General features: G+C 69.7%; 25 protein-coding genes and 2 pseudogenes. 16 read left to right on the plus strand and 11 right to left on the minus strand.

The genetic code is table 11. The features are described 5' to 3' along the window. Positions 1-94 precede the first annotated feature (94 nt). Positions 95-634 (minus strand): annotated as a pseudogene (locus ACIOEW_RS03040) (tyrosine-type recombinase/integrase); the annotation flags it as partial. A 265-nt stretch (positions 635-899) separates the two neighbouring features. Between ACIOEW_RS03040 and ACIOEW_RS03045 the strand changes: the two are divergent. Continuing rightward, positions 900-1,325 (plus strand): hypothetical protein, encoded by a 426-nt coding sequence (locus ACIOEW_RS03045; protein WP_362541162.1) that lies wholly within the window; start codon positions 900-902, stop codon positions 1,323-1,325. Between the two features lie 163 nt (positions 1,326-1,488). Further along, positions 1,489-1,779, plus strand: coding sequence for a hypothetical protein (locus ACIOEW_RS03050; protein WP_362541165.1), 291 nt, complete (start codon positions 1,489-1,491; stop codon positions 1,777-1,779). A 273-nt stretch (positions 1,780-2,052) separates the two neighbouring features. Here the strand turns inward: ACIOEW_RS03050 and ACIOEW_RS03055 are convergent, their stop codons facing one another. After that, positions 2,053-2,748 (minus strand): hypothetical protein, encoded by a 696-nt coding sequence (locus ACIOEW_RS03055; protein ID WP_401960809.1) that lies wholly within the window; start codon positions 2,746-2,748, stop codon positions 2,053-2,055. 501 nt (positions 2,749-3,249) lie between these two features. Here ACIOEW_RS03055 and ACIOEW_RS03060 point away from each other — a divergent pair. Next, on the plus strand, positions 3,250-3,768 hold the full coding sequence (locus ACIOEW_RS03060) for a hypothetical protein (protein WP_401960812.1): 519 nt from the start codon (positions 3,250-3,252) through the stop codon (positions 3,766-3,768). 233 nt (positions 3,769-4,001) lie between these two features. Here the strand turns inward: ACIOEW_RS03060 and ACIOEW_RS03065 are convergent, their stop codons facing one another. Further along, on the minus strand, positions 4,002-4,520 hold the full coding sequence (locus ACIOEW_RS03065; protein ID WP_401960815.1) for a pentapeptide repeat-containing protein: 519 nt from the start codon (positions 4,518-4,520) through the stop codon (positions 4,002-4,004). 40 nt (positions 4,521-4,560) lie between these two features. Between ACIOEW_RS03065 and ACIOEW_RS03070 the strand changes: the two are divergent. Together ACIOEW_RS03070 and ACIOEW_RS03075 are read left to right on the plus strand one after the other, a co-directional pair. Further along, positions 4,561-4,701, plus strand: a pseudogene (locus tag ACIOEW_RS03070) (signal peptidase I); the annotation flags it as partial. 252 nt (positions 4,702-4,953) lie between these two features. Beyond that, entirely contained in the window at positions 4,954-5,421 is a 468-nt protein-coding gene (locus ACIOEW_RS03075) for a MarR family transcriptional regulator (protein ID WP_401960817.1), read from the plus strand. 57 nt (positions 5,422-5,478) lie between these two features. Here the strand turns inward: ACIOEW_RS03075 and ACIOEW_RS03080 are convergent, their stop codons facing one another. Continuing rightward, positions 5,479-6,063, minus strand: coding sequence for an XRE family transcriptional regulator (locus tag ACIOEW_RS03080; RefSeq protein WP_362541182.1), 585 nt, complete (start codon positions 6,061-6,063; stop codon positions 5,479-5,481). Between the two features lie 117 nt (positions 6,064-6,180). Between ACIOEW_RS03080 and ACIOEW_RS03085 the strand changes: the two genes are divergently transcribed. The 5 genes from ACIOEW_RS03085 (at position 6,181) to ACIOEW_RS03105 (ending at position 9,659) form a co-directional block, all read left to right on the plus strand. Then, entirely contained in the window at positions 6,181-7,017 is an 837-nt protein-coding gene (locus tag ACIOEW_RS03085; protein ID WP_401961520.1) for an EamA family transporter, read from the plus strand. Positions 7,018-7,109: 92 nt separating this feature from the next. Further along, entirely contained in the window at positions 7,110-7,817 is a 708-nt protein-coding gene (locus ACIOEW_RS03090) for a B3/4 domain-containing protein (RefSeq protein ID WP_401960820.1), read from the plus strand. Between the two features lie 73 nt (positions 7,818-7,890). Continuing rightward, a complete protein-coding gene (locus ACIOEW_RS03095) occupies positions 7,891-8,184 on the plus strand; it encodes a hypothetical protein (RefSeq protein ID WP_362541185.1) in 294 nt (97 codons plus the stop codon). 124 nt (positions 8,185-8,308) lie between these two features. Then, entirely contained in the window at positions 8,309-8,908 is a 600-nt protein-coding gene (locus ACIOEW_RS03100) for a hypothetical protein (protein ID WP_362541188.1), read from the plus strand. 61 nt (positions 8,909-8,969) lie between these two features. Next, positions 8,970-9,659, plus strand: coding sequence for an alpha/beta hydrolase (locus tag ACIOEW_RS03105; RefSeq protein ID WP_401961522.1), 690 nt, complete (start codon positions 8,970-8,972; stop codon positions 9,657-9,659). On the opposite strand, the gene ACIOEW_RS03110 is transcribed toward ACIOEW_RS03105, so the two are convergent. Beyond that, positions 9,574-11,004: an MFS transporter gene (locus ACIOEW_RS03110; RefSeq protein ID WP_401960823.1), complete on the minus strand. Its 1,431-nt coding sequence runs from the start codon at positions 11,002-11,004 to the stop codon at positions 9,574-9,576. The two genes, ACIOEW_RS03105 and ACIOEW_RS03110, sit on opposite strands and share 86 nt — an antisense overlap. 446 nt (positions 11,005-11,450) lie before the next feature. Here ACIOEW_RS03110 and ACIOEW_RS03115 point away from each other — a divergent pair, with 446 nt between their 5' ends. From ACIOEW_RS03115 to ACIOEW_RS03135, 5 genes are all read left to right on the plus strand, one after another. Then, positions 11,451-11,894, plus strand: a complete 444-nt coding sequence (locus ACIOEW_RS03115) for a hypothetical protein (RefSeq protein WP_362541194.1) — start codon at positions 11,451-11,453, stop codon at positions 11,892-11,894. Then, on the plus strand, positions 11,891-13,234 hold the full coding sequence (locus tag ACIOEW_RS03120; RefSeq protein WP_401960825.1) for a DUF1254 domain-containing protein: 1,344 nt from the start codon (positions 11,891-11,893) through the stop codon (positions 13,232-13,234). Before ACIOEW_RS03115 ends, ACIOEW_RS03120 begins: the two co-directional genes overlap by 4 nt. A gap of 68 nt (positions 13,235-13,302) precedes the next feature. Next, positions 13,303-14,670, plus strand: coding sequence for a DUF1254 domain-containing protein (locus ACIOEW_RS03125; RefSeq protein WP_401960827.1), 1,368 nt, complete (start codon positions 13,303-13,305; stop codon positions 14,668-14,670). Then, entirely contained in the window at positions 14,663-15,343 is a 681-nt protein-coding gene (locus ACIOEW_RS03130; protein WP_401960830.1) for a GAP family protein, read from the plus strand. The genes ACIOEW_RS03125 and ACIOEW_RS03130 overlap by 8 nt, the downstream gene beginning before the upstream one ends. Before the next feature lie 92 nt (positions 15,344-15,435). Next, a complete protein-coding gene (locus ACIOEW_RS03135; protein ID WP_362541205.1) occupies positions 15,436-15,660 on the plus strand; it encodes a DUF2277 domain-containing protein in 225 nt (74 codons plus the stop codon). Here the strand turns inward: ACIOEW_RS03135 and ACIOEW_RS03140 are convergent. The 4 genes from ACIOEW_RS03140 to ACIOEW_RS03155 form a co-directional block, all read right to left on the minus strand. Next, entirely contained in the window at positions 15,647-16,324 is a 678-nt protein-coding gene (locus ACIOEW_RS03140) for a VTT domain-containing protein (RefSeq protein WP_362541208.1), read from the minus strand. The two genes, ACIOEW_RS03135 and ACIOEW_RS03140, sit on opposite strands and share 14 nt — an antisense overlap. Positions 16,325-16,612: 288 nt before the next feature. Next, positions 16,613-17,071, minus strand: a complete 459-nt coding sequence (locus tag ACIOEW_RS03145) for a DoxX family protein (protein WP_362541211.1) — start codon at positions 17,069-17,071, stop codon at positions 16,613-16,615. A gap of 83 nt (positions 17,072-17,154) precedes the next feature. After that, positions 17,155-18,903 carry an alkaline phosphatase D family protein gene (locus tag ACIOEW_RS03150; protein WP_401960834.1) on the minus strand — a complete coding sequence of 583 codons (1,749 nt, stop codon included), beginning with the start codon at positions 18,901-18,903 and terminating at the stop codon, positions 17,155-17,157. Positions 18,904-19,050: 147 nt separating this feature from the next. After that, a complete protein-coding gene (locus ACIOEW_RS03155; RefSeq protein WP_362541217.1) occupies positions 19,051-19,695 on the minus strand; it encodes an HNH endonuclease family protein in 645 nt (214 codons plus the stop codon). A gap of 302 nt (positions 19,696-19,997) precedes the next feature. Here ACIOEW_RS03155 and ACIOEW_RS03160 point away from each other — a divergent pair, with 302 nt between their 5' ends. Continuing rightward, a complete protein-coding gene (locus ACIOEW_RS03160) occupies positions 19,998-20,759 on the plus strand; it encodes an ABC transporter permease (protein WP_401960837.1) in 762 nt (253 codons plus the stop codon). A 192-nt stretch (positions 20,760-20,951) separates the two neighbouring features. On the opposite strand, the gene ACIOEW_RS03165 is transcribed toward ACIOEW_RS03160, so the two are convergent. Both ACIOEW_RS03165 and ACIOEW_RS03170 read right to left on the minus strand, forming a co-directional pair. Then, on the minus strand, positions 20,952-21,614 hold the full coding sequence (locus ACIOEW_RS03165; RefSeq protein WP_362541223.1) for an HAD-IA family hydrolase: 663 nt from the start codon (positions 21,612-21,614) through the stop codon (positions 20,952-20,954). 178 nt (positions 21,615-21,792) lie between these two features. After that, positions 21,793-22,962 (minus strand): peptidoglycan-binding protein, encoded by a 1,170-nt coding sequence (locus ACIOEW_RS03170; protein WP_401960840.1) that lies wholly within the window; start codon positions 22,960-22,962, stop codon positions 21,793-21,795. Positions 22,963-22,969 lie beyond the last annotated feature (7 nt).

A 22,969-nucleotide genomic window follows, 5' to 3' on the forward strand; every position in this document is an offset into this window, starting at 1 on the left:
CGGTTCGAAACCGTCCGCGCCCACCAATGCAAAGGCCCCCAACCGATCATGGTTGGGGGCCTTTGACATCTACTTCTGACATCAACGGGTGCGGTCACCCACGGTCGGGACGCTGCCGCTTCAGCATGCGGTCCAGGTGACTCACGGCCTCGCGCTGGGTGTCCTGGACGACGTGGGCGTAGATGTTCATCGTGACCGCGATCTGACTGTGCCCGAGGATCTCCATCACGACGCGGGGAGCGACGCCGGCGGCGGTGAGCAGGGTTGCGCAGCCGTGCCTGGCATCGTGCAGCCGGATCACGCGGAGTCCGGCCGTACCGGCAACCCGGGTGAACGAGCGGTACAGGTTGCGCGGCTCGATCGGATGGCCGGTGCGGGTGGTGAAGACGTAGCCGGTCTCCTCCCACTTCTCGCCAGCGGCTCCGCGCATGGCAGCCTGCCGCATTCGTTGCCAACGATGGGGAGCGACGCAGATCGCGGGCAAGGGGAGCGTCTGCTTCCTGCGCCTTCCCTTGGCATCGTCCTCGTGCGCCTCACCGCGGACGCGCTGGCGCTGGGTTCGGAGGCGGATCTCTCGCTTTTCGAGGTCGAGGTTTTCCCAGCGGAGTCCCACGACACGTGTCCCTCGCGTGCCCGATCTGTCGGGAAGCCGGGGGGAACCAAGGGGAGTTGCAGCAAGGCTCCGACCCAGGTCAGCGAAGGTGCAGGTCCTCGGACCATGGCAGCTCCCGGCCAAAGTCTCTCCACGTCGATCTTCCCTGCCAGGCACACGGACCGTAATCGCGAAGCGCGCCCCAGCCCTCATTGACACCAGGACTTGAACACGTTCAAGATACTGTTCGCCGCTTCCTTGAGGCGTCGCTACCGGAACATGTGCGAGACACGAGAGGCAGGGCCGTATGGCTGCCGACCAGCATCAGCGGATACGACGTGCACTCATGAGCGCTGCGTTGGGAGGTGCGGTGACATTCCTGTTGGCCTCCTGTTCCGGCTACTACCCAGTCGAGGTCAGCACCGTTGATCGGCTGACGGGCGTGTGGTCGGACTGGACCGGGGCGACAGTTGAGTTCAAGGACGACGGTACGTTCACAGCCAAGGGCTTGGACAAGGCGGACGTCGTCGGCTGGGGGTGCTCCGGGTTCGCCGACCGGCAACATGGAACCTGGTCTCCCTCCGGAACGTATGGCGAGGTCACCTTCGACGGCGTGGACTGCGAGGAGATGAAATTGGCCTTCTACGGCTCCCCGGATTCCTTCATCGCCTGCTTCACTCGGGACGTGACTTCCGGAGGATGCACGCACGAATTCAGCCGGGAGGAAGGCTGACCCGAGTGGTCCTGGCCGCGAACCGACTACGTGACCGCCACGGCACGGGACATGTGCGGGATAACTCGTCAGCCGGCGGGCGTATCAGACGCTTGAACTGCATGGACATGGGGAATCAGACCGGCCTCCGGAGTCGTGTGTGTTGAGCGGCATCATGTTCTCCATGACCTCTGAATCCAGCAGCGCTCCCGTTGAGAGCACCCAAGTTACGGCCGTGACCGATGGTGTCGCCCAAGTCTTCGAGTGGGAGGCGGGAGCGCGGATCGAGGTGCGAGACCTCGGGGGAGAGGTCGTCATTGAGGCGAACGCCGCGGGCCTCAGGACGCTCGCTGGGCATCTCCTCGTGTTGGCCGGCGATGGAGTTCCCGATGGAAGTCACCTGCACCTCGAGGACAGTAACGGTCTGGAGGACGGGTCCGCCGGCTTGGTCCTGGAGCGCAGCGACGACGAGTGACGGTACGCGGGAAGCTGGGCACGGAGCTGACATCCGCGGCTGACATCAACGGCGGTGGATTGCAGCAGCCGTGCCCGTCTCCTCACGGCGCGGGCAGCCGTGGAAGCGCAAGCAGGCATGAGCGTCCGGGCGAACTTACAAAGCAGATGTCGGCGGTTCGAAACCGGCCGCGCCCACCAGTCAAAACGCCCCCGCAGCGAGCGGCTGCGGGGGCGTAGACGGTAGTAGGTGACGGCAGTGGCCCGGCCGTGGTCCGTCGGAGAGCGCCCAGGGCTACCTCGCTTCCCACGGGTCCGGAGACGGCTTCAGGTCGTAGGTCCGGTGGAGTCGCGCCTGGGCAGCCTTGAGGTACTTGATTCCTTCGTCGAACGTGCGCCACCCCCGCAACGCCTGCGCGGCCTCTTGGGGGGACTGGATCAATCTGTCCTCCGGCGCTGAATCGAGGACCTCGCGCGCGCCCTCATCGAGGTGTTCGATGGCGGCCGACCAAGCCGTCCGGGTCTTGGGGTCGGGGAGGGAATCGAATAGCCGGGCCGTGCTGAGCGCATCCATGAGGCCACCGAAGTCCAGTGTCACCAGCTCCAGTTCGGCACTGGGGCGGCCTTCTTGAGCCTTCATCGCTTCCTTGATCAAGCTGACCATCGCCGTCTCGCCTCCGTACATGTACCAACTGTTGACGGCCTCGGCGATCTCGGCGGCGGTAGTCGGTGTCGGCGCCGCGGTCGGAGACGGGGACGCGGTCGGAGACGGAGACAAGGTCTCCGTCGGGGTCGGTTGTGCGGCCGAGGTGGCGCCGTCCCTGGCCGGGCTGGAGCCGGCTCCCGCGCAGGCGCTGAGCAGCACAGCCGTGACGACCGTGAGCAGCAGCAGCCGGCGGTCGCGCCCCCGTCGGTGCACCACCGGGTCCTGGTGGTCAGGGTGGTGAGCGGCCGGGCTCGGGAAGTCACGCTCGCGCCCCCACGTACCCATCGTTCGCCTGAGCTGCAGGGTCCTTCGTAACACGGCACTTCCTCTCGTCCGGCATGGGGAAATCAGCCCCCGGGGTGATCGGAGCGGCTGGTGCGCGGCCGCCCCTCGACGCTAGGGCGAGGCGATACATTCCACCAGCGACTGGATCGCATGGGAGCCATGCGACAGAGGCATGAGTTACACGGGACGGAAGGGTGGCTCGTGTTCGATATCGACGCGCTGCGGCTGCTGGTGACCGTGGCCGGGACAGGGTCTTTCACCAAGGCAGCGGTCAGCCTCAACTACACGTAGTCAGTGTTCTCCCGGCGCATCGCTTCAAATTCCGGCAGGATCACAGCCCGCCCGAATTGCCATCCAGCGTACGGCCCCTGATCATTCTCGACCCCGAACCGGGCAGGACACCGGACAAAACCGCTCCACCGACTCTGCCGAAGGGCCTCAGGCAGCCCCGATCGGACTACTAACTTGTTGCTTCGCGCGTTGCTCCTGTTTCACTCAGGTATGGACTGGACGACGATTGGCACAGTGGTGGCAGCGGCGGCTGCAGTGGTGGCCTCGCTAATTTCGCTTGTGCTGTTTCTGGCGAGTCGAAGGCAAGAAAGGTGTGGCGTTGAGAATGATAAGCGAAATCTTTTTCTTTCGCTAAATGAGCAGCTTATGCAGCCAGACCTGCAGCGGGGCAGGGGCATCCTCCGTGAACGGGTGAAAAGTAAGAGAGACGCCGAGATCATGTATCGCCGAAAACGGGATGATCACTGGGCTGTATCGCAAGCCGTAGCGATGTTCGACTTGTTGGGGCTGTACGTCAGTCGCAATTACGTAGATAGAGATTTGGTGGTGGCGGAGTGGGGAGAGATGCTCGCCTTGTCCTATAAAGGGCATGGGGACTATTTCATCGAATCCAGGGAGTCGAAACTCAAATGGAAGCCTTATCCACACTATGTAAAATTGGCGGGCGAAGTGATCGCTGAGATAGGGCCTCAAGGGTACCGGGCGGCGGGGGCGGCAAGGTCTGCATGATCCGGTAGAGCGTCGGTTAGGCGGTGCTATGACGTCCGTAGCCGGCATCAACGGCGCGGATCGCGGCAGCCCTCATTTGGCGACGGAGGCTTCGAGGGCCAGAGCGCGAGGGCCAGAGTTGTGCCCATGGGCGGCGGTGCTGCAGCCGAACTTACAAGGCGGTTGTCAGGCGACGCCGCGCGTGCCAGATGGTGACAGCCCCGGCTGGCGGGCGGCTTTGGGGTTGTGCCGGGTCAGTCAGCTGTCCAATCCGGGCATGGCCCATCAGCGTCCCTTCCTGTGACGGGCGTGCCCTGATCGTCGTACCGAACCACGGGGGTGGCCTTCATTTTGAGGTTTTCGAATCCCTGGAAGCGGCTGGGCGGCCAGCAGGATTTCGTGTTCACCTGCGCCTCGTGCACGGACTCGATCTCTCTCATGTTCGCGCGGCCGAGATTGCTACCAAGTGGTAGAGCCTCGGAGAGGTCGGCCTTTCGGGAGGTAGCGGTCTCCAGATTGGCGTTGGTGAAGTCAGCGCTACGCAGATTAGCGCCGTCAAAATTTGCGCCCACAAGCTCAGCGTCGCAGAAGCTCACGCCGTGCAGGTCGAGGTCGCGGAAATCGGCGCCCTTCATCCTCTTGCCGGTGAAGTGCAGGCCTTTCAGTGACCGCTTCCCGGGAGTGAACCCAGGGATACTTTCGGAGATCTCCGCATTGGCGCGCCATGCTGCTCGCTCCTGTGCGGCGACGAATCCTCTCTCCAAAAACAGCACGCTCAGACCTACCGCGAAGCCTGTAATCAGACCGCCACCGAAGGGTGATTACGTCGTGTGGGGGCGCGGAGTCGACCACTCGTGGTTCGCGGAGGAGGAATCGGTGGTGCTGACCGTTCGATGGCCTTCCGTGCCCGGCTATGCAGTGGCAGAGAAGCGCCGCGTACAGGAGTCGAGTTGAGCCGAGTTAAGTTGAGTTGAGCCGAGCTGGTCCGAGTTGAGCCGCACGCAAAGGGCTGCGATGGCTCCGTTCGTCGGTCGCGGCGACGCGGGCGGTCGCCTCGTACGGACCGCGAGCCTGTCGCTCCTCGTGGCCGCATCCTGGTTTCCTTCGATCCGGTTCCGGCCGGGCAGCGCAGGGATCGATCTTGACCTCGACTTCGCTTGAGGTTTTACGGTGCTTGCACCAGCGATCGATCAGGGGGCACGACACATGACGACCCAGCAGACATCCGATGCCGGACTCGCCGCGCAGCCGGCCGCGTACTGGACCGGAGTGGCCTATGAGGCGCTCACCTCGTTCATTCGGGCCCGGCAGGCCGAACTGGGCTTCACCCAGCCCCAGTTCTGGCTGCTGCGCAACCTGTCGGCGAACGACATCTCACCCGACGGTCGTGGCATGACCATCCTCGAACTCCAACAGGCCATGAGCTCCTACCTCAGGCCCGAAGACGACCTGAAGGCAGAAGCGGACGTCTTGTTGGAGCGCGGTTGGCTCACTCTCGACGGCGAGGGGCGGTTGTGGATCACCGAGTCGGGCGAGGAGGCCCGTGTCGGTCTCAAGCGGCACGCCCCGGCTATCCGGGCCCGCATCCATCAGGGCATCGACGACGCCGACTACGTCACCGCGGTGAAGGTGCTCCAGCAGCTGATCCGGAACACCGGCGGCACCCTGGACTGAGCCCGGCCCCCCATTGCCATCCGGGCCGCCGGGTCCATGCTCCGGCGGGCGTCGCCGTCAGGCGGCCGACGCTGGGCCGGGTGGCAGGTGGACCGTCATGATCAGGTGGCAGGTCCGGGGGCCGATGCCGCGGTAGGTGTGGGGGGCGTCGCCGTCGAAGGTGGCCGTCTGGCCGGCCTCCACCTGATGTTCGGTGCCGTCGACGATCAGTGCCATCCGGCCGGAGGTGACGCTGACCGTTTCCACGACCCCGGCCTGGTGCGGGTGGCTGGGGTACTCCTCGTCCGGCTCCAGCCGCCAGCGCCAGACCTCGACCGGGGCCGCGCCCGAGGTCGTCAGCATGAGCCGGGCCTCGCTGCCCCGCGTTCCGGTCCACAGAGGGGTCACGGCGTCGGCCGATACGACACGGACGCGGCCTTCCGTCGGTCCTTCCATCAGCGCGGACACCGAGACGCCGAGTGTGTCGGCCAGCCGGACCAGAGTCGCGAAGTTGGGGTTGCCCTGGGCCTTCTCCAGCCCCACCAGGGCGCCCTTGCTGACCTGCGCACGCCGGCCCAGCTCGTCCAGGGACAGGCCTGCGCGGGTGCGGGCCGCCCTGACGTTGTGCGCGAGCGTCCGCAGGGCCGTGTCCGTCTCGGCCATCCGATCACCATCCTTGCGAAGGACCACTGGAATGCACCGTGCGGTCGTTTGGTTGACACTCGACGGTCGGTTCGTTGTACCTTTGGGTCGGTCCATTGAATGGTAAGGGAAGTGCCCGTGATTGCTCTGCTGCTGGCCCTGAGCAGCTCACTCGCCTACGGATGCGCCGATTTCCTCGGCGGTCTCGGGGCCCGCAAGGCTCATGTACTGCGCACCGTGATGATCGCAGCTCCGGCCTCTCTCGTGGTCGAGCTGCTGCTGTGGCCGTTCCTCGGTGCGTCGTTCAGTGCCGGGGCCCTGGGCTGGGGCGCCGCGTCCGGTGTCGCGTCGGCCGCCGCGTTCGCCCTGCTCTACAGGACGCTGGCGATCGGCCCGATGAACGTGCTGTCGCCCGTCACCGCACTGGTGTCCGCCATGCTGCCCGTGGGTGTCGGGCTACTGCAGGGGGAGCGCCTGGGTGTCGCTGGGCTGGTGGGTCTGCCGCTCGCGCTGGCCGCGGTGGTGCTGGTCAGCGCCGGGCACGGCTCGGGGTCGGCGCGGCCCTCGCGTACGGTGCTGCTGCTGGCACTCGGTGCGGGCGCCGCCATCGCCCTCCAGCTGGTCTTCCTGCACCAGACGCCGTCCGACAGCGGGGTCGCGCCGCTGATCATCGGCAGGGCGGTGTCCTCGGCCGTCACCCTCGGCGCTGCCGGGCTGATGTTTCGAAGGCTGGGGTCCGAGCGGCCCGCCTACGCGATGTCCGCCACCGCCGGTGTACTGGACTCGGTGGCGAACCTGCTCTTCCTGCTCGCCGCCCGCAGCGGAGACCTCGCCGTCGTCGCCGTGATCACTGCCCTATACCCGGCCGGCACCGTCCTGCTCGCCCGCAGCGTGCTGGCCGAGCGCATCCAGCGCGGCCAGATCGTCGGGCTCACCGCCGCCGCCGCTGCCGTCAGCCTCCTCGCCCTCACCTGAGCCCCCCGCCCGCAGCATCTGTCACGTACAAGGAGCAGCATGTTCATCCAGCCCGTGACTGTTGTACGTACGAAGGAACGGAGCACTCGCTCATGACTGAATTCCGCCTCACTCCCGCCGTCGCCGACTCCTTCCCCGACACCCTCATCGCCGTCGTCACGGCCACCGGCCTGCGCGGCCGCGAGGACTGGCCCGCCACGGCCGCCGCACTGGGGGAGCTGGAGCGGCAACTCGTCGACAGCGCCTGGCAGCCCGCCGAGGAGACCGATCCCCGCATCGAGGCGTGGCACACCGCCTACCGCTCCTTCGGCACCAATCCCCGGCGCATCCGCCCCAGCGTCGACGCGCTCGGCAGGCGCTTCGCCAAGAAGGGGACCCTGCCGCGGATCAACCCGCCAGTCGACTCCTACAACGTCGTCTCCGTCCGTCATGGCCTGCCCGCAGGCGCCTTCGACCTCGACCAGGTCACCGGCGGCGTCGACATCCGCTACGCGGACGGCAGTGAGGAGTTCACCCCGCTCGGCGAACCCGGCACCGTCGAGACCCCCAAGCCCGGCGAGATCATCTACGCGGACACCAGCGGCGTCCTGACCCGGCACTGGAACCACCGCGACGCCCACCGCACCCGCGTCACCGAGGACTCCACCCACGTCGCGTTCCTTCTCGAAACGCTCCATGCCACCCGCGACGGCGACCTCCTGAAGGCCGCAGCGCTGGACCTGCGGGAGCTGCTGGCCCCGCACGCTCAGCAGACGACCGTGCGCTACCTCGGCCCGGCGCAGTCCCGGATCGCCGTGTGAGGGCTGCCGTCGGGCGGGAGAGTCCCCGTCTTGTGGCCGCCGTACGGTTGACGCGGTGGGTCATGATCGCCCGATGACAGGTGCGAAACTACCGGCTGGGTGGACTCTGGAGGAGATCCGCCGCGTCTCCGGCGACCGGGAGGCCACGGTCCTCGATACCGATCGCTCGGTGACGTGGGTGGTGGGGCCGGGTCGCTATGCCGAGAAGGAACGGCTCTACCCTGAAATCGTTCTGGGATTCCGGGGATTGTGTCTGGTGAAGCCCGTCGATGACGACGACTGGTACATGGGCAGCCTGTACGACGACGGTAGTGTCGACTGTTGGAGCGCGCACTCCGATCTCCACGAGGCGCTTCGGGGGCTGTAGGCCCGGCGCCGTTCGCTCCGGGGGGAGCCGCGTGCGGCTGGACCATGAGAATGCCCGTCCCTTGCGGACTTCGGTGTTTCCGATGATCACCGGCAACTCGCAGTCCAGAGAGCACAATTGAGTGATGGACCCCCACGGCAGGGCAAGGGCATTGCAGGACCCCGACGAGCTGCGGAGACTCTTCTCGCTCGTCCTCGACCAGGTCGATCCCGACACGTCGGGCCTCGCATACCGGTTGGTCGGGACCGGTGCCGCGCTGGCACAGGGAGTCCCGCTGCCTGTGGGTGACGTGGATGTCCTGGTCGGACACCGGGACGACGTCGACAGATTCGCAGCCGGGCTGTCCGGGTTTCCGTGCCTGGACGCACCGGCCTGGCTGCCCGATGCGCGGCAGTACTTCACGCGGTTCAGGGTCGACGGGACCGATGTGGAGATCAGTACGGTCGAGTGGTCGGCCGACACCGACACGTTCGAGTGCGCGGGGCGCGGCCCGTGGGAGCACTGTGTGCGCGTCGGGTTCGGCAGTCATGTCGTTCCCGTCGTCCGCCTGGAGTTGAGGCTGGTCTCCGAGCTGGTCCGGAACCGTCCCGACCGGATTGCGCCCCTGATCGAGCACATGCGGGTGTACGGTGCCGATCTTCTCCTCGTGCGGAGGGCCATGAGTGAGCGCGAGGTGGAGCCGAAGTTGCAAGCCCGTGTCATGGAACAGCTCCAGAAGCAATGAGTAGCTCCAGAAGCAATGAGCAGCCTCGGAAACGAAAGCTGCGCAGAATCGAGGAACCATCCTGAACGGCGTCGTGCTGGTGCACGGTCTGTACCACGACCCACTCCACTTCGACCTGGTCGTCGCTGAGTTGCGAGCCGGAGGGGTCGACGTCGTCGTTCCGGAACTGCACCGGGGCTCGCTCCAGGCCGATACCGAAGCCGTACAGGCAGCTGTCGATGCCATGGGGGAACCGCCCCTCGTCGTGGGGCACTCCTACGGCGGGTCCGTCATCACCGGACTGACGGGCGTCGGTCACCTGGTGTACCTGGCGGCCTTCGTGCCCGCAGAGGGGGAGAGCGCGGCCCGTCTCGGCGGGTCGACTCCACTTCTGGCTTCCGCCGTCGTACGGGACGGCGACGGCCGCACCCACGTGGATGCGGCCGCGGCCGTGGACGTGTTCTACGGCGATGCCCCGAGGGAACGAGCCCTCTGGGCAGCGTCGTTGCTGCGGCCGCAGAAGCCCGGGTGCGGCCGAGGCGTGCCGGTGCGGCAGGCATGGCGGAGCACGCCGTCCACCTACATCGTCTGCAGTCAGGACCGCGCGATCGACCCCGAGGTGCAGAGAGATATGAGCAGGCGCTGTTCCAGCACCCTGACCTGGAACACGGGCCATTCACCCTTCATCAGCGAACCCGGGAGAGTCGCCGCCGCACTGCGCGGCCTGCTTTCGCCCAGGGCCGGGCGCCGTCCCGAGACCGACGACGGGTAACCGACGGCTCCGGAGCCGTACAGGCCCCACTCGTGCGTTGGCGGCAGGCATGCAGCGGTCCCAGCGGTCCCGTTCGCGGTTCGTGCGGAAGCTGTCTGCCCAGGCGCGCCAGCGGGGAGAACGCCATGAACAGCGGGGACAGGGAGAGGGCGACGGCGGTCACCAGCAGGCTCGTACGCAGTCCCCAGTGGCCCGCCAGGAAGCCGCCCAGCAGGGAACCGACCGGGGTCAGGCCCATGCCGGCGAAGTTGATCGTTGCCACGACCCGGCCTTGTATCGGCAGGGGCGTGATGGCCTGCCGCACCGCCATCAAAGTGACGTTGACCAGCTGACCGAAGGTGCCGAAGGCGAAGTTGACGCCGATGAGTACGGGGAGCGTGACGGCCGCCGAGCCGTGCAGCGCCGGTACGCACAGCATCACGCCGTCCGCGATCACCGCCGATGACACCAGCACCCTGCCGTACCCGAACCTCCCCGGCAGCCTCGCCGCCAACAGCGATCCCACGACCGCGCCCGGGCCCGTCGCGGCGAGTGCCAGGCCGATGGCCGTGGCCGACAGGTGCAGTCCGCGCGGGAGGTGGAGCAGGTAGACGGTCATCAGGGCGGCGAACCAGAACTGGAAGAGGGCCGAGGCCACACCCACCGCCCGCAGCGAGGCGTTGCCGGCCACGAAACGCAGGCCCTCGTCGATCTGCCGCCACATGCGGGCCCGTCCGTCGATGGGCGCCGGTACCGGTTCGTGCCTGCGGATCCGCCAGATCGACACGGACGACAGTGCGAAGAAGAACGCGCCGGTGACGACAGCGGCCGGGCCCGAGAACACCGACACCAGCGTGCCACCGAGTGCCGGGCCGCCTATCTGCGCCGCGGATCTGCTGCCCTCCAGGGCGCTGTTGCCCTGCGTCAGCTGGTCGCGGTCCACGAGCCGTACGAGCGACGCCTGGTACGCCACGTCGAAGAACACGCTCAGTACGCCGACGAGCAGAGCGACCACGAACAGTACGGGCAGTCCGAGGAGGCCCAGTAGACAGACGGCGGGGATCACCGCCAGCGCGAGTGCCCGGCCGCAGTCCGCCAGCACCATCACCGTACGGGCACGCCGACGGTCCACCCACGCGCCCGCGAAGAGCGAGAGCAGCAGGATCGGCGCCTGTTCCACCGCACGCAGGAAGCCGAGTTGACCGGAACCCGCGTTGAGCGACACCACTGCGACGAGCGGCAGGACCACCTGCGTGGCCTGCTCCCCGAACTGCGACGCGGTCTGGCCCACCCACAGCCTGCGGAAGTCGGCGTCCCGCCACAGCCCCGGCGGAGCCCCGGCCCCGGTCTTGCCGGCCGCCTTCATCGCGTCGCCCGGACGCGCAGGGCTCCGGACCGGGATTCAGGGGGATTCGGTGGAGGGAGGCGGCGGGCAGGTGCGGAGGAGGTTCGGATGGACGGCATGGGTTGCACGGGGGCCCCTTGAGCTGCGAAGGACAACGCTCGCCGGCCGGGGCACGGGAATGTGCACCGGCGGTTCGGGCGAGAAAGGCTCGCTGTGCCGCAGACCGGAGGCAGCACGCGATGACGGGTCGATCACGACCTGCGACGTCAGCGCGCGCTCGGGCGACCGGGCATCTCCACTCCTGCCTGAAGGATCAGTTGATGGTCGAAGGTTAGCCGTGCGGGTCCGTGAGGGGGGAGGGAATTTCCGCCCCACCCCTGTCACCCGTATGGCCGCGTCCAAGTAGCCGCGCCCGAAGGTGCCGAGCAGGGTCGGTCTGACGTAGCCCCACCGGCCCAGGAGTTCTCATGGCACAGACAGCGCCCACGCCCGACAGCTCTTCCTCGCCTCCGTCGCACCCCGGGGGCATCAACCCCTGGGCGGCCGGCGGGATCATGTTCGCCGGTGTCCTGCTGATGGTCGACGGGGTGCTGGGGGCGATCAAGGGCATCGCCGGTATCGCGTCCGACGACGTCTACGCACGGATCAACAACTACGTCTTCGAGTTCAACGTGACGACCTGGGGATGGATCCACCTCATCCTCGGCGTCATCATCGCCGTAGTCGGCTGGGGCATCCTCAAGGGCTCCGTCTGGGCGCGCGGCGCAGGTGTGGGGCTCGCGGCGCTCAACATGATCGCCAACTTCATGTGGCTGCCCTACCAGCCGATCTGGGCCGTCGTCTCCCTCGCGATCGACACCTTCGTGATCTGGGCCCTGTGCACGGACCGCTCGAAGTCGGTCATCGGATGAGCGCGGGCAACGGCGCCGGCCCGGCGGCGGCTCCCACCGCCGGGCCGGCGCGTTCGGCAGCGGCGGACGCCTGGATATGGGGATATCCGCTGCTCCAGAACTACCGCACCATGTATCCGCAGGCCATCGACCCGGACGATCCCCGTTCGGTCGGTGGTTTCGGGCGGTTCCGGCACTACTCCCAGCCGTTCACCCCGGCCAACACCGATGTGGTGACGCCCAACAACGACACCCCGTACTCCTGGGCGTGGCTCGATCTGCGCGACGAGCCGTGGGTGGTCTCCGTACCGGCCGTCGACCGGTACTACGTCCTGCCGCTCCACGACCTCGACACCTCGTACGTGGGTTACATCGGGACGCGTACGACCGGGAAGGAAGCCGGGGACTACCTCGTCGCGGGACCCGGGTGGCGGGGGCAGGTGCCCGACGGGATCAGCGGGGTGCTGCGTGCGGACACCTTCCTCGTCGGGATTCTCGGGCGTACGTATCTGGCGGGCCCCGGGGACGTGGCGGCCCTGCGGACGATCCAGGAGCAGTACCGGCTGCGACCGCTGTCGGAGTTCCTCGACACGGCAGCCCCGCACCCCGTCGGCGAGCCCGTCTGGCCCGTGTGGCGCGAGGAGGACCTGGACAGTGCTGAGTTCTTCACGCTGCTCGACTTCCTGCTCCAGTTCTTCCCCGTACTCGACAGCGAAAGGGAGCTGCGCGAGCGGCTCGCCGCGCTCGGCGTCGACGGCAGTGGCGAATTCGAACTCGCCGCGCTGAAGCCGGAGATCCAGGAGGCCGTCCGGCTGGGGATCGCCGACGCGCGCGAGCGGCTGGAGGCGGCGAAGAGCGGGGCCGCCGACTCCACCGGCTGGTTCGGCACGCGGGCCGAACACGGTGACGACCACCTCACCCGCGCGGTCGGCGTCGACAAGGGGCTCTACGGGCTGCCCGCCGCCGAGGCCTGGTACGCGGGATGGCTGGAGGACGACCGGGGCAACCGCCCGCCGGACGCCTCCGTCCGCGACCACACCGTGCACTTCCCGGCCGGGCAGCTGCCGCCCGCCCGGTTCTTCTGGTCCGCCACCATGTACCGGCTGCCCGAGCGGCTGCTCGTCGCCAACCCCGCCGACCGCTACTCGATCGGCGACCGCACCCCGGGCCTGGTGTACGACGAGGACGGCGGACTGACCCTCTACGTACAGAAGGACCGGCCCGACGACCCGAAGCAGGCCGCCAACTGGCTTCCCGCGCCGGACGGGCCGTTCACCATCGCCGTCCGCGTGTACGGGCCCGAACCGTCCGTCCTGGACGGTGGCTGGTCCATGCCGACGCTCGCCGCGCACGACCGCTGAGCCGTGCACGACCGCTGAACTGCGCACGACCGCTGAGCCGTGTGCGACCACTTAAGGGGAGGTCTTCCATGTCCGAGGAGCAAACGTCCGAGCTCGTCGAGCTGGCTGCCGAGGCGTACGTCTACGGGTATCCGCTCGTCTTCGACCTGTCGATGGTTGAGACGTGCCTGCACAAGGGGTTCGGCACGCTGGCGGCAGCGCCCTTCAACCAGTTCTCCCATTCCGACCGGCTCGCCGACGCCGACGCGCACTTCGTGTCCGTCAACAACGACACCGTCTACTCCCTCGCCCAGCTCGACCTCTCCGGCGGACCGGTCCGGCTGCACGTCCCGGACACCGACGGGGCGTACTACGTCCTGCAGTTCGTCGACGCATGGTCCAACAACTTCGCGTACGTCGGCCGCCGGTCCACGGGGACGGAGGCGGGCGACTGGCTCGTCGTGCCGCCGGGGTGGGCGGGCACCGCGCCCGACGACGTGCGCGGGGTGATCGACGCCCCCACCACGGTCGTCACCATCGTCGGCCGCAACGCCTGCGACGGCCCCGAGGACTTGCAGCGGCGGGTCCGCGGGCTCCAGGAACAGCTCACCCTCGCCCACCTCGAGCCGGGCGAGCACCGCACCGGTCTGCCCGCACCCGACGCCGGGGTGCCGGCGGAACTCCGCTTCTTCGAGCAGCTCAGGGTGTGGATGGCCGACTTCCCGCCGTCCGCCGCGGACCGGGCCTATCAGGACCGGTTCCAGCCGCTGGGACTCCTGGAGGAGGGGCCTTCGCCGTACGTCCCGGCCGGTTCCGCTCTCGTGCGCGCCCTGACCGAGGGGCTGGCGCTGGGCAAGGAACGGGTGGAGGCGGCCAGCCGGTCGGGGGCCGGGGACGGGGGCGGGGGATGGTCGATGAATCCCCACCTCTTCGACTACAACCTGGACTGGTTCGGCGTCGGGACCATCGACTCACCGGAGTGGAAGATCGCGGACCGGGAGGCCTCCTACCTGGCCAGGGCGGTGGCGGCCCGCATCGGGCTGTGGGGGAACCACGGCTACGAGGCCGTGTACGCGCAGACCTTCCACGACGCCGCGGGTGCGCCGCTCAGCGGTGCGCACCGCTACGAGCTCCGCTTCGAGGAGTCGCCGCCGGTCGACGCGTTCTGGTCCGTGACCATGTACGACACCCCGGACTACTTCCTCGTCGCCAACCCGGCGGCGCGGTACTCGATCGGGGACCGTACGCCCGGGATCGTGCGCGCCGACGACGGGTCGCTGACCATCCACATGAGCAAGGAGCGGCCTGCCGATCCGGCCGCCGCGGCGAACTGGCTGCCGGCGCCGGAGGGCGACTTCCGGCCCATGCTCAGGCTCTACATGCCGGAACGGGCCGTCCTCGACGGGGAGTACGAGATTCCCCCCGTCCGGCGGGTCGAAGGGGGTGGCCGTGGGTGACGCGATCGGCCAGATGCTGGCGTCGGCCGTCGGCATCGCGATCAGCCCGCTGCCGCTGATCGCCGTCATTCTCATGCTGGCCACCCCGCGCGGCCGGTCCAACGGCATCGCGTTCGCGCTCGGCTGGACGGTGTCGCTCGCCGTCCTGGTCACGGTGGTCGTGCTCGCCGGCTCGGGGGCCGACGCCTCCGAGGGCGACGAGGGACCCGCCACCTGGACACTGTGGCTGAAACTGGGGCTGGGCGCACTGTTCGTGCTGATGGCGGCCAAGCAGTGGAAGGGACGGCCGAGGGAGGGGCAGGACGCCGAGCAGCCCAAGTGGATGCAGGCGATCGACGGATTCACCCCCGGCAAGTCGGCCGGGCTGGCGGCCGCGCTGGCCGTCGCCAATCCGAAGAACCTGGTGCTGGCGGTCGGCGGTGCCGTATCCATCGCCTCCAGCACGGCGGACGGGGGCGGGAAGGCTGTCGCCGGCGTGCTGATGGTGCTCGTCGCGTCGCTCTGCACCACGTTGCCGCTGTCCGTCTACCTCTTCGGCGGGGAGCGGTCGGCGAAGGTGCTGGGGGAGTGGAAGGCGTGGATGGGGCGGCACAACGCCGCGATCATGACGACGGTGCTGGTCGTCCTCGGTGCCAAGTACGTCGGCGACGCGATCAGCGGCCTGGCCGGCTGACGGCCCGGGGTGGGCCGGGGTGCGTCGGGCCCGGTGGGCCGGGCGCACCCGCAGCCCGGGACGTTGTCAGTGCTGCGGTCCACACTGGAGTCATGTGCCGCAGTATCAAGACCCTTCGTCCGCCGGCCCTCCCCGAAGAGGCGACCGAGGAGGACATCCGCGCCGCCGCCCTGCAGTTCGTCCGCAAGGTGTCCGGCTTCCGCGCTCCGGCCGCGCACAACAGGGAGGTCTTCGACCAAGCCGTCGACGACATCGCCGAAGCGACGGCCAGGCTGCTGGACGGTCTGGAAGTGCGGGGTGGTGTCAGGACGCCGTAGAGACCGAGACCGGGGCGGATGCGGCTGCGGCGGCCGCCGCAGCGGGGCGCTTCATCAGGAGTGCGGCGAACGCCCCCGCGACGAACAGGGCCAGGACCGAGAGGGCCGTGCCCAGCCAGCTCGCGCCGAGCCAGTGTGCGCCGAAGTAGCCGAGGCCCACGCTGTAGCCCGCCCAGGCCACGCCAGCCACGGCCGACCACGGCAGGAATTCCTTCACGTCGCGGTGCGAGGCGCCCGCGCCCAGCGAGACGACGGAGCGGCCGGCCGGGGCGAAGCGGGCGATGACGACGAGGACCCCGCCGCCGCGGCTCAGCGCCGCGCCGAGACGTTCCTGCGCCGAGGTGAGACGGCGCGAGCGGGCGATGGCGCGGTCCAGGCGCTCGCCGCCGCGCCAGGCCAGCTTGTACGCGACGAGGTCGCCGAGGACCGAGGCGGTGGCCGCGCAGAGGATCAGGGCCAGGACCGAGGGGACCTCGGTCACGTGCCGGGCCGCGCCTGCTGCGTCGGCAGCGACGCTGGTGGTGCCCGCGGCGGCGGCCGTTGCGGCCGTGATCACGAGGACTCCGCTCGGCAGCACGGGGAGGAAGACGTCCAGCAGCACGGAGAGGGCGACCACGGCGTAGATCCATGGGCTGCTGGTCAGCGCACCCACACTCTCGAGCACCTTCTACTCCCCGATTCGTAACCACGCCGCGACGTCGCAAGGGGAGCGGCAGGAGCGGCAGGGACAGCTGTACAGCGTACGCCTGCCGTTCACCTGGAGATCCCTATATATGCGTGATGTTGGGCATCTCACGTGAGTCACAGCCGTGCCGCGGCGCGCTGCCCGCCCCCGTACGCGTGTCCTCCTGCGCCCGTACCTCGTGCCCGCCGGGGAGCGGCTCCCGGCGGGCACGAGGTCCAGCAGCGGGCCCGGTCGGCGCGAACCCGTGCGGTGGGGGTGCGGATCGCGTCAGGCGGCTACCGGGGTGCTCGGCTCGACTGCGCGGTCCTGGTCGCGCTTCGCGGTGGTGCGGGACGTGAACAGCCGGTCCAGGGCCAGGGCGCCGGGGCCGGTGAAGACGAGCAGCAGGAAGGCCCAGCAGTAGACGGCCGAGGGCTCGCCGCCGTTCTCCAGCGGGAAGAGCGCATCGGGCTGGTGGACCTTGAAGTACGCGTACGCCATGGAGCCGGACGCGACGAGGGCGGCGATACGGGTGCCGAGGCCCAGCACCACGAGGCCGCCGCCGACGAGCTGGATGACCGCCGCGTACCAGCCGGGCCAGGTGCCGGCAGGTATGGAGCCGCCGCCCATGGCGCCGCCGAGGATGCCGAAGAGCGAGGCGGCGCCGTGGCAGGCGAAGAGCAGGCCTACGACGATGCGGAAGAGCGCGAGGGCATAGGGCTGGGCTTGGTTCAGGCGTGTGTACATGGGGGGAGAGCTCCTTCGGTCTGGTGGGGACGTGAACCGACTGAGCGCCTTAGATTAGGTAGACCTCACCAATACTTGCAAGTTCAACGTTTTGTCGACTGGCTGAAACCCGACGGTGCGTCATCGGTCAGCGAGCGGTCGAAGGCCAGCTCCAGCACGGTCCCCGTCTTCCGTGACTTGGCCTGAACCAATGACAACGCGGCTTTCCGGCCACTCAAGGTCAGCGTCATCAACTGATTGCCGAACCACGGTCCGTCCGTCCTGTGCCACCGCACCGGCGGCGTCCCGGTGCGCCCGTGCCGTGCCAGCAGCCGGCCGAGCAGCCGTCCCGCCCGGCTCCAGGCGAAACGGAAGCCGCCCCTGAGCGGTGCGGGGATGGAGTTGTGCACGGGAGAGCAGGTCAGCTGCAGAACGCGGGCCGTCGGTGCGCCGCCGGGGGCCGGAGCGGACGGGTCGGGCTCCGCGATGTACGCATGGTGCACATCGCCCGACAGCACGCATACCGTCGCCGGGGCCTCCGGCCCCTCGGCCACCTCCCGGATCAGCTCCGTCAGCCGTCCGAACGACTCGGGGAACGCCGCCCAATGCTCCAGGTCGGAGCGCCGTCGCAGGAACTCGCCGACGCGCGCCCAGCGGCCGTCCGGCCCGCCCCGCTCGCCCCGGCACAGTGCGGCGCTCCACTGCTCCGCGTCATGGACCAGGGGCGGCAGCAGCCACGGCAGCGAGGTGCCGATCAGAAGGTGATCGCAGGAGCCGGGCGCGGACAGGGCCTCCTGCCGCAGCCACTGAGCCTCCTGCGGGTGGAGCATCGCCCGCTGCTGTTCGTCGAGCACCCGGGCCGCGCGGCTGTCGACCATGAGCAGCCGTACTCGGCCGAAAATGCGCCGGTAGCTCCAGCGGGTCCGGGTGGGGTCGGCGGCGGCCTCGGCGGCGAAGCGACGCATCGCTTCCGTGGCGTCCGCGGTGGCGTGCACCGCCGTGTGCAGCGGGTCCGCGGCGATCTCGGCGGGGGAGAGATTGCCCAGATGCTGGTAGACCCAGTACGACATCAGCCCGCTGACGATCCGCTCGTGCCACCAGGGCGTGGCCCGGACGGAGGCCAGCCAGGCGGCGCTGGTGTTCCAGTCGTCGATGACGTCGTGATCGTCGAAGATCATGCAGCTGGGGACCGTCGAGAGCAGCCACCGCACCTCGGGGTCGCGCCACGACTCGTCGTACAGGCAGGTGTATTCGCCGTAGTCCGCCACCTCCGCTCCCGGCGGCTCGCCCAGATCGCGCCGTGCCGCCAGCCTGCGGCGGGTCGCCTCGGAGGTCTCGTCCGCGTACACCTGGTCGCCCAGGAGCAGCAGGACGTCGGGGCGTACGGCGTCGGGGTCGGACGCGAGGCGTGCGGCGAGGGTGTCCAGGGCGTCCGGGCCGACGGGGTCGGTCCGGCCCGGCAGGTGGCCGTCGGCGGGCGGCGCCGCCCAGCGGCAGGAACCGAACGCGACCCGGACCGTGGCGGGTTCGGCCCTCTCGCCGTCGTCCGCCGCTGCGGATATGGGCGGGGTGGTGATCGTGCTCGGCGGGAACCGGTACTGCTCGGGCGGCCACACCGTGCGGTCGTCGAGCAGTACCTCGTACGGGGTGGTGGAGCCGGGCGTCAGTCCGGTCACGACCACCAGGGCGTAGTGGTGCCCGGCGACCGCGAAGGTTCGGGACGAGCCCGACGCCCCGTCCGCGCACCGGACTTGGGCCGTGCACGGCCGGTCCGCCTCGACCCAGACGGTCGCGGTGGAGGCGGTCTCCCAGTCGACGTACCGCAGCAGTGGTCCCAGGCGCAGCCCGGCCATGTGGTGCTCCTCGCGTCGTTCCGTACGGGACGGTTCCGTACGACGGATGCGTACGGCGGGTTCGTACCGTACGGAACGACGGGGGAGTGCGAGGTGGTTCCGGGAGGGTGCCCGGCGGTCAGCCGGTCCCCGGTCCTCGCCGGGCGATCAGCAGCCGTTGAGCACGGACTGCAGGGCGCTCTTCTCGGCCGAGTCGACACTCAGGTCGTAGTAGTGCTTCACGTGCACCCAGGCGCGTACGTACGTGCACTGGTACGCGGTGCGCGAGGGGAGCCAGGTCGCGGGGTCCTGGTCGCTCTTGGACTGGTTGACGTTGTCCGTGACCGCGATGAGCTGCGGACGCGTCAGGTCGTTGGCGAGCGCCTGTCGTTGGGCGGTGGTCCAGCTGGAAGCGCCGGAACGCCACGCCTCGGCGAGCGGGACCATGTGGTCGATATCCAGATCGGATGCTGCGGTCCAGGTGGCGCCGTCGTACTGCGAGTACCAACTGCCGCTGACCGCGGCGCAGCTGGAGTCCTGCGAGACGTTCGTGCCGTCCCTCTTGAGGACGACCTCGCGGGTGTTGCAGGCACCCGACTGGGTGATCCAGTGCGGGAACTTGTCCCTGCTGTATCCGGTGGACGAGCCCTCCGCCGCCACGGTCAGCTCACTCAGATACGTGCGGGCGGTGGACGCGGAGACCGGGGTGGGCATGGCCGCCTGCGCGCTGGGGGCGGTGAGCAGTCCGGTGGTTGCGGCGAGGGCGGCGGTTGCGGCGAGGACGGCTATGCGACGCGCGTAGACACCTGACATGCGAACTCCCTTGATGTGGGGGGATATTGGGCGGCCCGTTCGGAACGGCCCGGCCATCGTGGCGGCGCCAGGTTTCCGTGGGGTGGGCGCCAGGTAACAGAGTGGCGACATGGGCACGTCACATCAAGGGGTCTGACAAAGAGGTTCGGGGTGCGGGGGCGTACCGGAGTGCGTGCGCGGGCGTACGGAACCGAGGGGCGGCAGGTCCGTGGGCCGGGCCGGGGTGGGGCGGGCTCCGACTCGGCGCGGGCGGTCGCGGTTCGCGGCGGGGGCCCGGACGGGGGTGGTCTTAGGGTGGCCGCGTGCTGCTTCCGGTCAACCTCACGCTCGGCGTCGTCCTGGCGCTGCTGCTCGTGGCGGCCGCCGCCGTCGCCCGGTTCGCGTCCCTCGGCCGGTCGCGCGAGATCGTCGTGGCCGGGCTGCGGGCCGCGGTCCAGCTCGCCGTGGTCTCCTCGCTGATCGGCTGGGTGGTCCACGCCCTGGCGCCGATGTTCGCGTTCATCGCGCTGATGTACGCCGTGGCCGTGTGGACCGCGGGGCGCCGGATCACGGGAAACCGCACGTGGCGCTGGGCGGCCGTGCCCATCGGGGCGGGGGTCGTGCCGGTCGTCGTCGTGCTGCTGCTCACCGGCCTTGTCCCGGTCCGGGGCATCGCGCTGATCCCGGTGACGGGCATTCTCATCGGGGGCGCGCTGACCGCGACGGTGCTCGGCGGCCGACGGGCGCTCGACGAACTGGCCACGCGGCGGGGGGAGGTGGAGGCGGCGATGGCTCTCGGGTTCCTGGACCGTGACGCACGGCTGGAGATCGCCCGGCCCGCGGCGTCGGACGCGCTGCTGCCGGGGCTCGACCAGACGCGCACGGTGGGACTTGTCACGCTGCCCGGGGCCTTCGTGGGCATGCTGCTGGGCGGCGCCTCACCGGTACAGGCGGGCGCCGTACAGCTGTTCGTGCTGGTGGCCCTGATGGCCGTTCAGGCGGCGGCCGTCGCGACCGTGCTGGAACTGGTGGCGCGAGGGCGGCTGCACCGCGAGTCGGCGGAGGAGCCGGATGCGGGGCGCTGAAGCCGGGCGGGGTGGCCGGCGGTGGCGGGCCGAGCCCCGTACGGGCAGGGGCGGTTACGCGCGCAGGCCGGCTGTTGTGCGCCGAGCCCCGCGCGGGGAGGGGTGGTTACGCGCGCAGGCCGGCCGTGGCGGGCGGGAGGTGCTGCGTGAGCAGGGTTCCGCCGGGGGTGTCGGCTGTCCCGTAGGTGTCGGCTATCGCGCGCTGATGTGCAGTACGACCGAGCCGTCCGCCGCCGCTTCCACCCGGATCTGCGTCAGGTCGTCGACGTGGGCGTCGGGGGAGAGCGCCGCCGCGCGCGGGCCCACGCCCACGACGCGCATGCCCGCCGCGCGGCCGGCCGCGATGCCCGCTTCGGAGTCCTCGAAGACGATGCAGTCCGCCGGTGCGAAGCCGAGTCCGGCCGCGCCCTTGAGGAAGCCCTCGGGGTCCGGCTTGCTGGCGCCGACGCTCTCGGCGGTGACGCGGAGCTCCGGCATCCGCAGCCCGGCCGCGGTCATCCGGGCCCGGGCCAGTGCCAGGTCGGCCGAGGTCACCAGGGCGTGCGGGAGCGGGGCGATCGCGTCCATGAATGCAGGGGCGCCGCCGACCGGGACGACGCCGTCGGTGTCGGCGGTCTCCTCGGCGAGCATCACCCGGTTGTCCGCGTAGTTCTCCTCCATCGGGCGGTCCGGGAGGAGCACCGCCATCGTGGCGTACCCCTGCCGGCCGTGGACCACCTTGAGGGCCGCCACCGGGTCCAGGCCCTGCCGCAGCGCCCAGCGCCGCCAGCAGCGCTCCACGACGGCGTCGGAGTTCACCAGCGTGCCGTCCATGTCGAGGAGGAGTGCGTGGGCGGTGAGGACGGTGGCCGGCATGGGCGGGCTCCAGAGCGGGGGAAGCGAACGCCGCGGGGGACATGCGGCGCGGGAGAGAGAAACAAGTGGCCCCCGCTCGCCGGTCAGGGTGTGCGCGCGGAGGCCACTTTGTTTCTCCACGATACAAAAACGGGACCGGGAAAGCGAATCCCGGCCCCGGAGTGGCCTTCCGTGCTGATCAGTGGTGCCCCCGGCCCGTCGTGGCCGCCTCCAGCACGCTCCGGGTGTTCGGCCCGTAGACACCCTCGGGGTCGCCCTGGATGTTTCTCCATGTCTGGTACTCGCGGACGGCCTGCTCGACCCGCTCCGAGTAGTCGTCGTCGATGGGGCCCTGCGCGAGCACCCACGCCTCCTGGAGCCGGCGCTGCAGCTCGGTCACCTCCGGGCCGTCGTCGCCGCGCCGCAGCGTCGGGCCGCTCTGCGACTGGGCGGGCGGCGCCACAGCCGCGGGGTTACTGGTCCCCGCCGTGGCAGCCGGGGACGAGGCGGCGGCCGACCGTGACGGGGACGCCGACGTGGAACGGGACGAGGAGGCGGACGCGGACGACGATGCGGACGACGATGCGGAGGCGGAGGCCGACGCGGACGGCGAGCCGGACGCCGACCGTGAAGCCGACGAGGAGGCGGACGCCGACGCGGAGGCCGACGGCTCGACGCTCTCCTCGGGGAGGCTGGCCACGGTGGAGGGCAGTGCCTGATCCAGGTCGGCCTCCTGGTTCCTGTCCCCGTTGAACAGCCCGCCCACGAAGGCCGCCGTGCCGACCACCGTGACGACGGCCGCCCCCGCGACCAGTGCCGCGAAGGGTCGGCGACGCCGTGGCTGTACGGGGTCCGGGCCGGTCGTGAGGAGTGCGGTGCCGGCGAATCCCGCCGCGCCGCCCGGGTCCGTCGCGTCCGGCACCGCACCCGGCGCCGCCGGATCCAGGAACAGCGGCATCGTCGTGGCGGCGTCCCCCGGCTGCCCGCCCGGCACGTGCTCCTGCGGAGTCGAGGAGGCCTGGGAGGCACCGGAGGCGGCCGGCGCCGCGTCCTCGCCGCCCAGCGTCACGTACGGCCGGATGCGCAGCGGATCGAAGTCCTCCGCCGCCGCCATCTCCGCCGAACGCTCGGCGTGGTGCTGTTCCGTGATGCGCTGCTGTTCGGCGGCCAGCTCCCGGCCGTCGAGCTGCCCGGTGGCCTGCTGTGCGAAGGCGGCGTCATGACCGGCCTGCCCCGGTCCGGTCACGCCGTACTGCCCGTTCTGCTGCGGTCCGGCTTCACCATGGGCCGCGTGTGACGCGCAGGCGCAGCGCGGGCCGGTGCCCGGTCTGTTGTCCGTACCGCACTCCGGGCATATATGTCCCGTCATTGTGGGT

Origin of the sequence: Streptomyces sp. NPDC087901 (assembly GCF_044742205.1) — a bacterium.
Lineage (GTDB): Bacteria > Actinomycetota > Actinomycetes > Streptomycetales > Streptomycetaceae > Streptomyces.

What these genes read in the sequence shown, in the direction of transcription:
- ACIOEW_RS03075 (WP_401960817.1), top strand. Translation starts at nt 4,954, where the DNA reads ATGACGACCCAGCAGACATCCGATGCCGGACTCGCCGCGCAGCCGGCC.
- ACIOEW_RS03155 (WP_362541217.1), bottom strand. Translation starts at nt 19,695, where the DNA reads ATGTCAGGTGTCTACGCGCGTCGCATAGCCGTCCTCGCCGCAACCGCC.
- ACIOEW_RS03090 (WP_401960820.1), top strand. Translation starts at nt 7,110, where the DNA reads ATGACTGAATTCCGCCTCACTCCCGCCGTCGCCGACTCCTTCCCCGAC.
- ACIOEW_RS03110 (WP_401960823.1), bottom strand. Translation starts at nt 11,004, where the DNA reads ATGAAGGCGGCCGGCAAGACCGGGGCCGGGGCTCCGCCGGGGCTGTGG.
- ACIOEW_RS03055 (WP_401960809.1), bottom strand. Translation starts at nt 2,748, where the DNA reads ATGGGTACGTGGGGGCGCGAGCGTGACTTCCCGAGCCCGGCCGCTCAC.
- ACIOEW_RS03145 (WP_362541211.1), bottom strand. Translation starts at nt 17,071, where the DNA reads ATGTACACACGCCTGAACCAAGCCCAGCCCTATGCCCTCGCGCTCTTC.
- ACIOEW_RS03115 (WP_362541194.1), top strand. Translation starts at nt 11,451, where the DNA reads ATGGCACAGACAGCGCCCACGCCCGACAGCTCTTCCTCGCCTCCGTCG.
- ACIOEW_RS03095 (WP_362541185.1), top strand. Translation starts at nt 7,891, where the DNA reads ATGACAGGTGCGAAACTACCGGCTGGGTGGACTCTGGAGGAGATCCGC.
- ACIOEW_RS03045 (WP_362541162.1), top strand. Translation starts at nt 900, where the DNA reads ATGGCTGCCGACCAGCATCAGCGGATACGACGTGCACTCATGAGCGCT.
- ACIOEW_RS03100 (WP_362541188.1), top strand. Translation starts at nt 8,309, where the DNA reads ATGGACCCCCACGGCAGGGCAAGGGCATTGCAGGACCCCGACGAGCTG.
- ACIOEW_RS03135 (WP_362541205.1), top strand. Translation starts at nt 15,436, where the DNA reads ATGTGCCGCAGTATCAAGACCCTTCGTCCGCCGGCCCTCCCCGAAGAG.
- ACIOEW_RS03060 (WP_401960812.1), top strand. Translation starts at nt 3,250, where the DNA reads ATGGACTGGACGACGATTGGCACAGTGGTGGCAGCGGCGGCTGCAGTG.
- ACIOEW_RS03150 (WP_401960834.1), bottom strand. Translation starts at nt 18,903, where the DNA reads ATGGCCGGGCTGCGCCTGGGACCACTGCTGCGGTACGTCGACTGGGAG.
- ACIOEW_RS03170 (WP_401960840.1), bottom strand. Translation starts at nt 22,962, where the DNA reads ATGACGGGACATATATGCCCGGAGTGCGGTACGGACAACAGACCGGGC.
- ACIOEW_RS03120 (WP_401960825.1), top strand. Translation starts at nt 11,891, where the DNA reads ATGAGCGCGGGCAACGGCGCCGGCCCGGCGGCGGCTCCCACCGCCGGG.
- ACIOEW_RS03165 (WP_362541223.1), bottom strand. Translation starts at nt 21,614, where the DNA reads ATGCCGGCCACCGTCCTCACCGCCCACGCACTCCTCCTCGACATGGAC.
- ACIOEW_RS03080 (WP_362541182.1), bottom strand. Translation starts at nt 6,063, where the DNA reads ATGGCCGAGACGGACACGGCCCTGCGGACGCTCGCGCACAACGTCAGG.
- ACIOEW_RS03125 (WP_401960827.1), top strand. Translation starts at nt 13,303, where the DNA reads ATGTCCGAGGAGCAAACGTCCGAGCTCGTCGAGCTGGCTGCCGAGGCG.
- ACIOEW_RS03050 (WP_362541165.1), top strand. Translation starts at nt 1,489, where the DNA reads ATGACCTCTGAATCCAGCAGCGCTCCCGTTGAGAGCACCCAAGTTACG.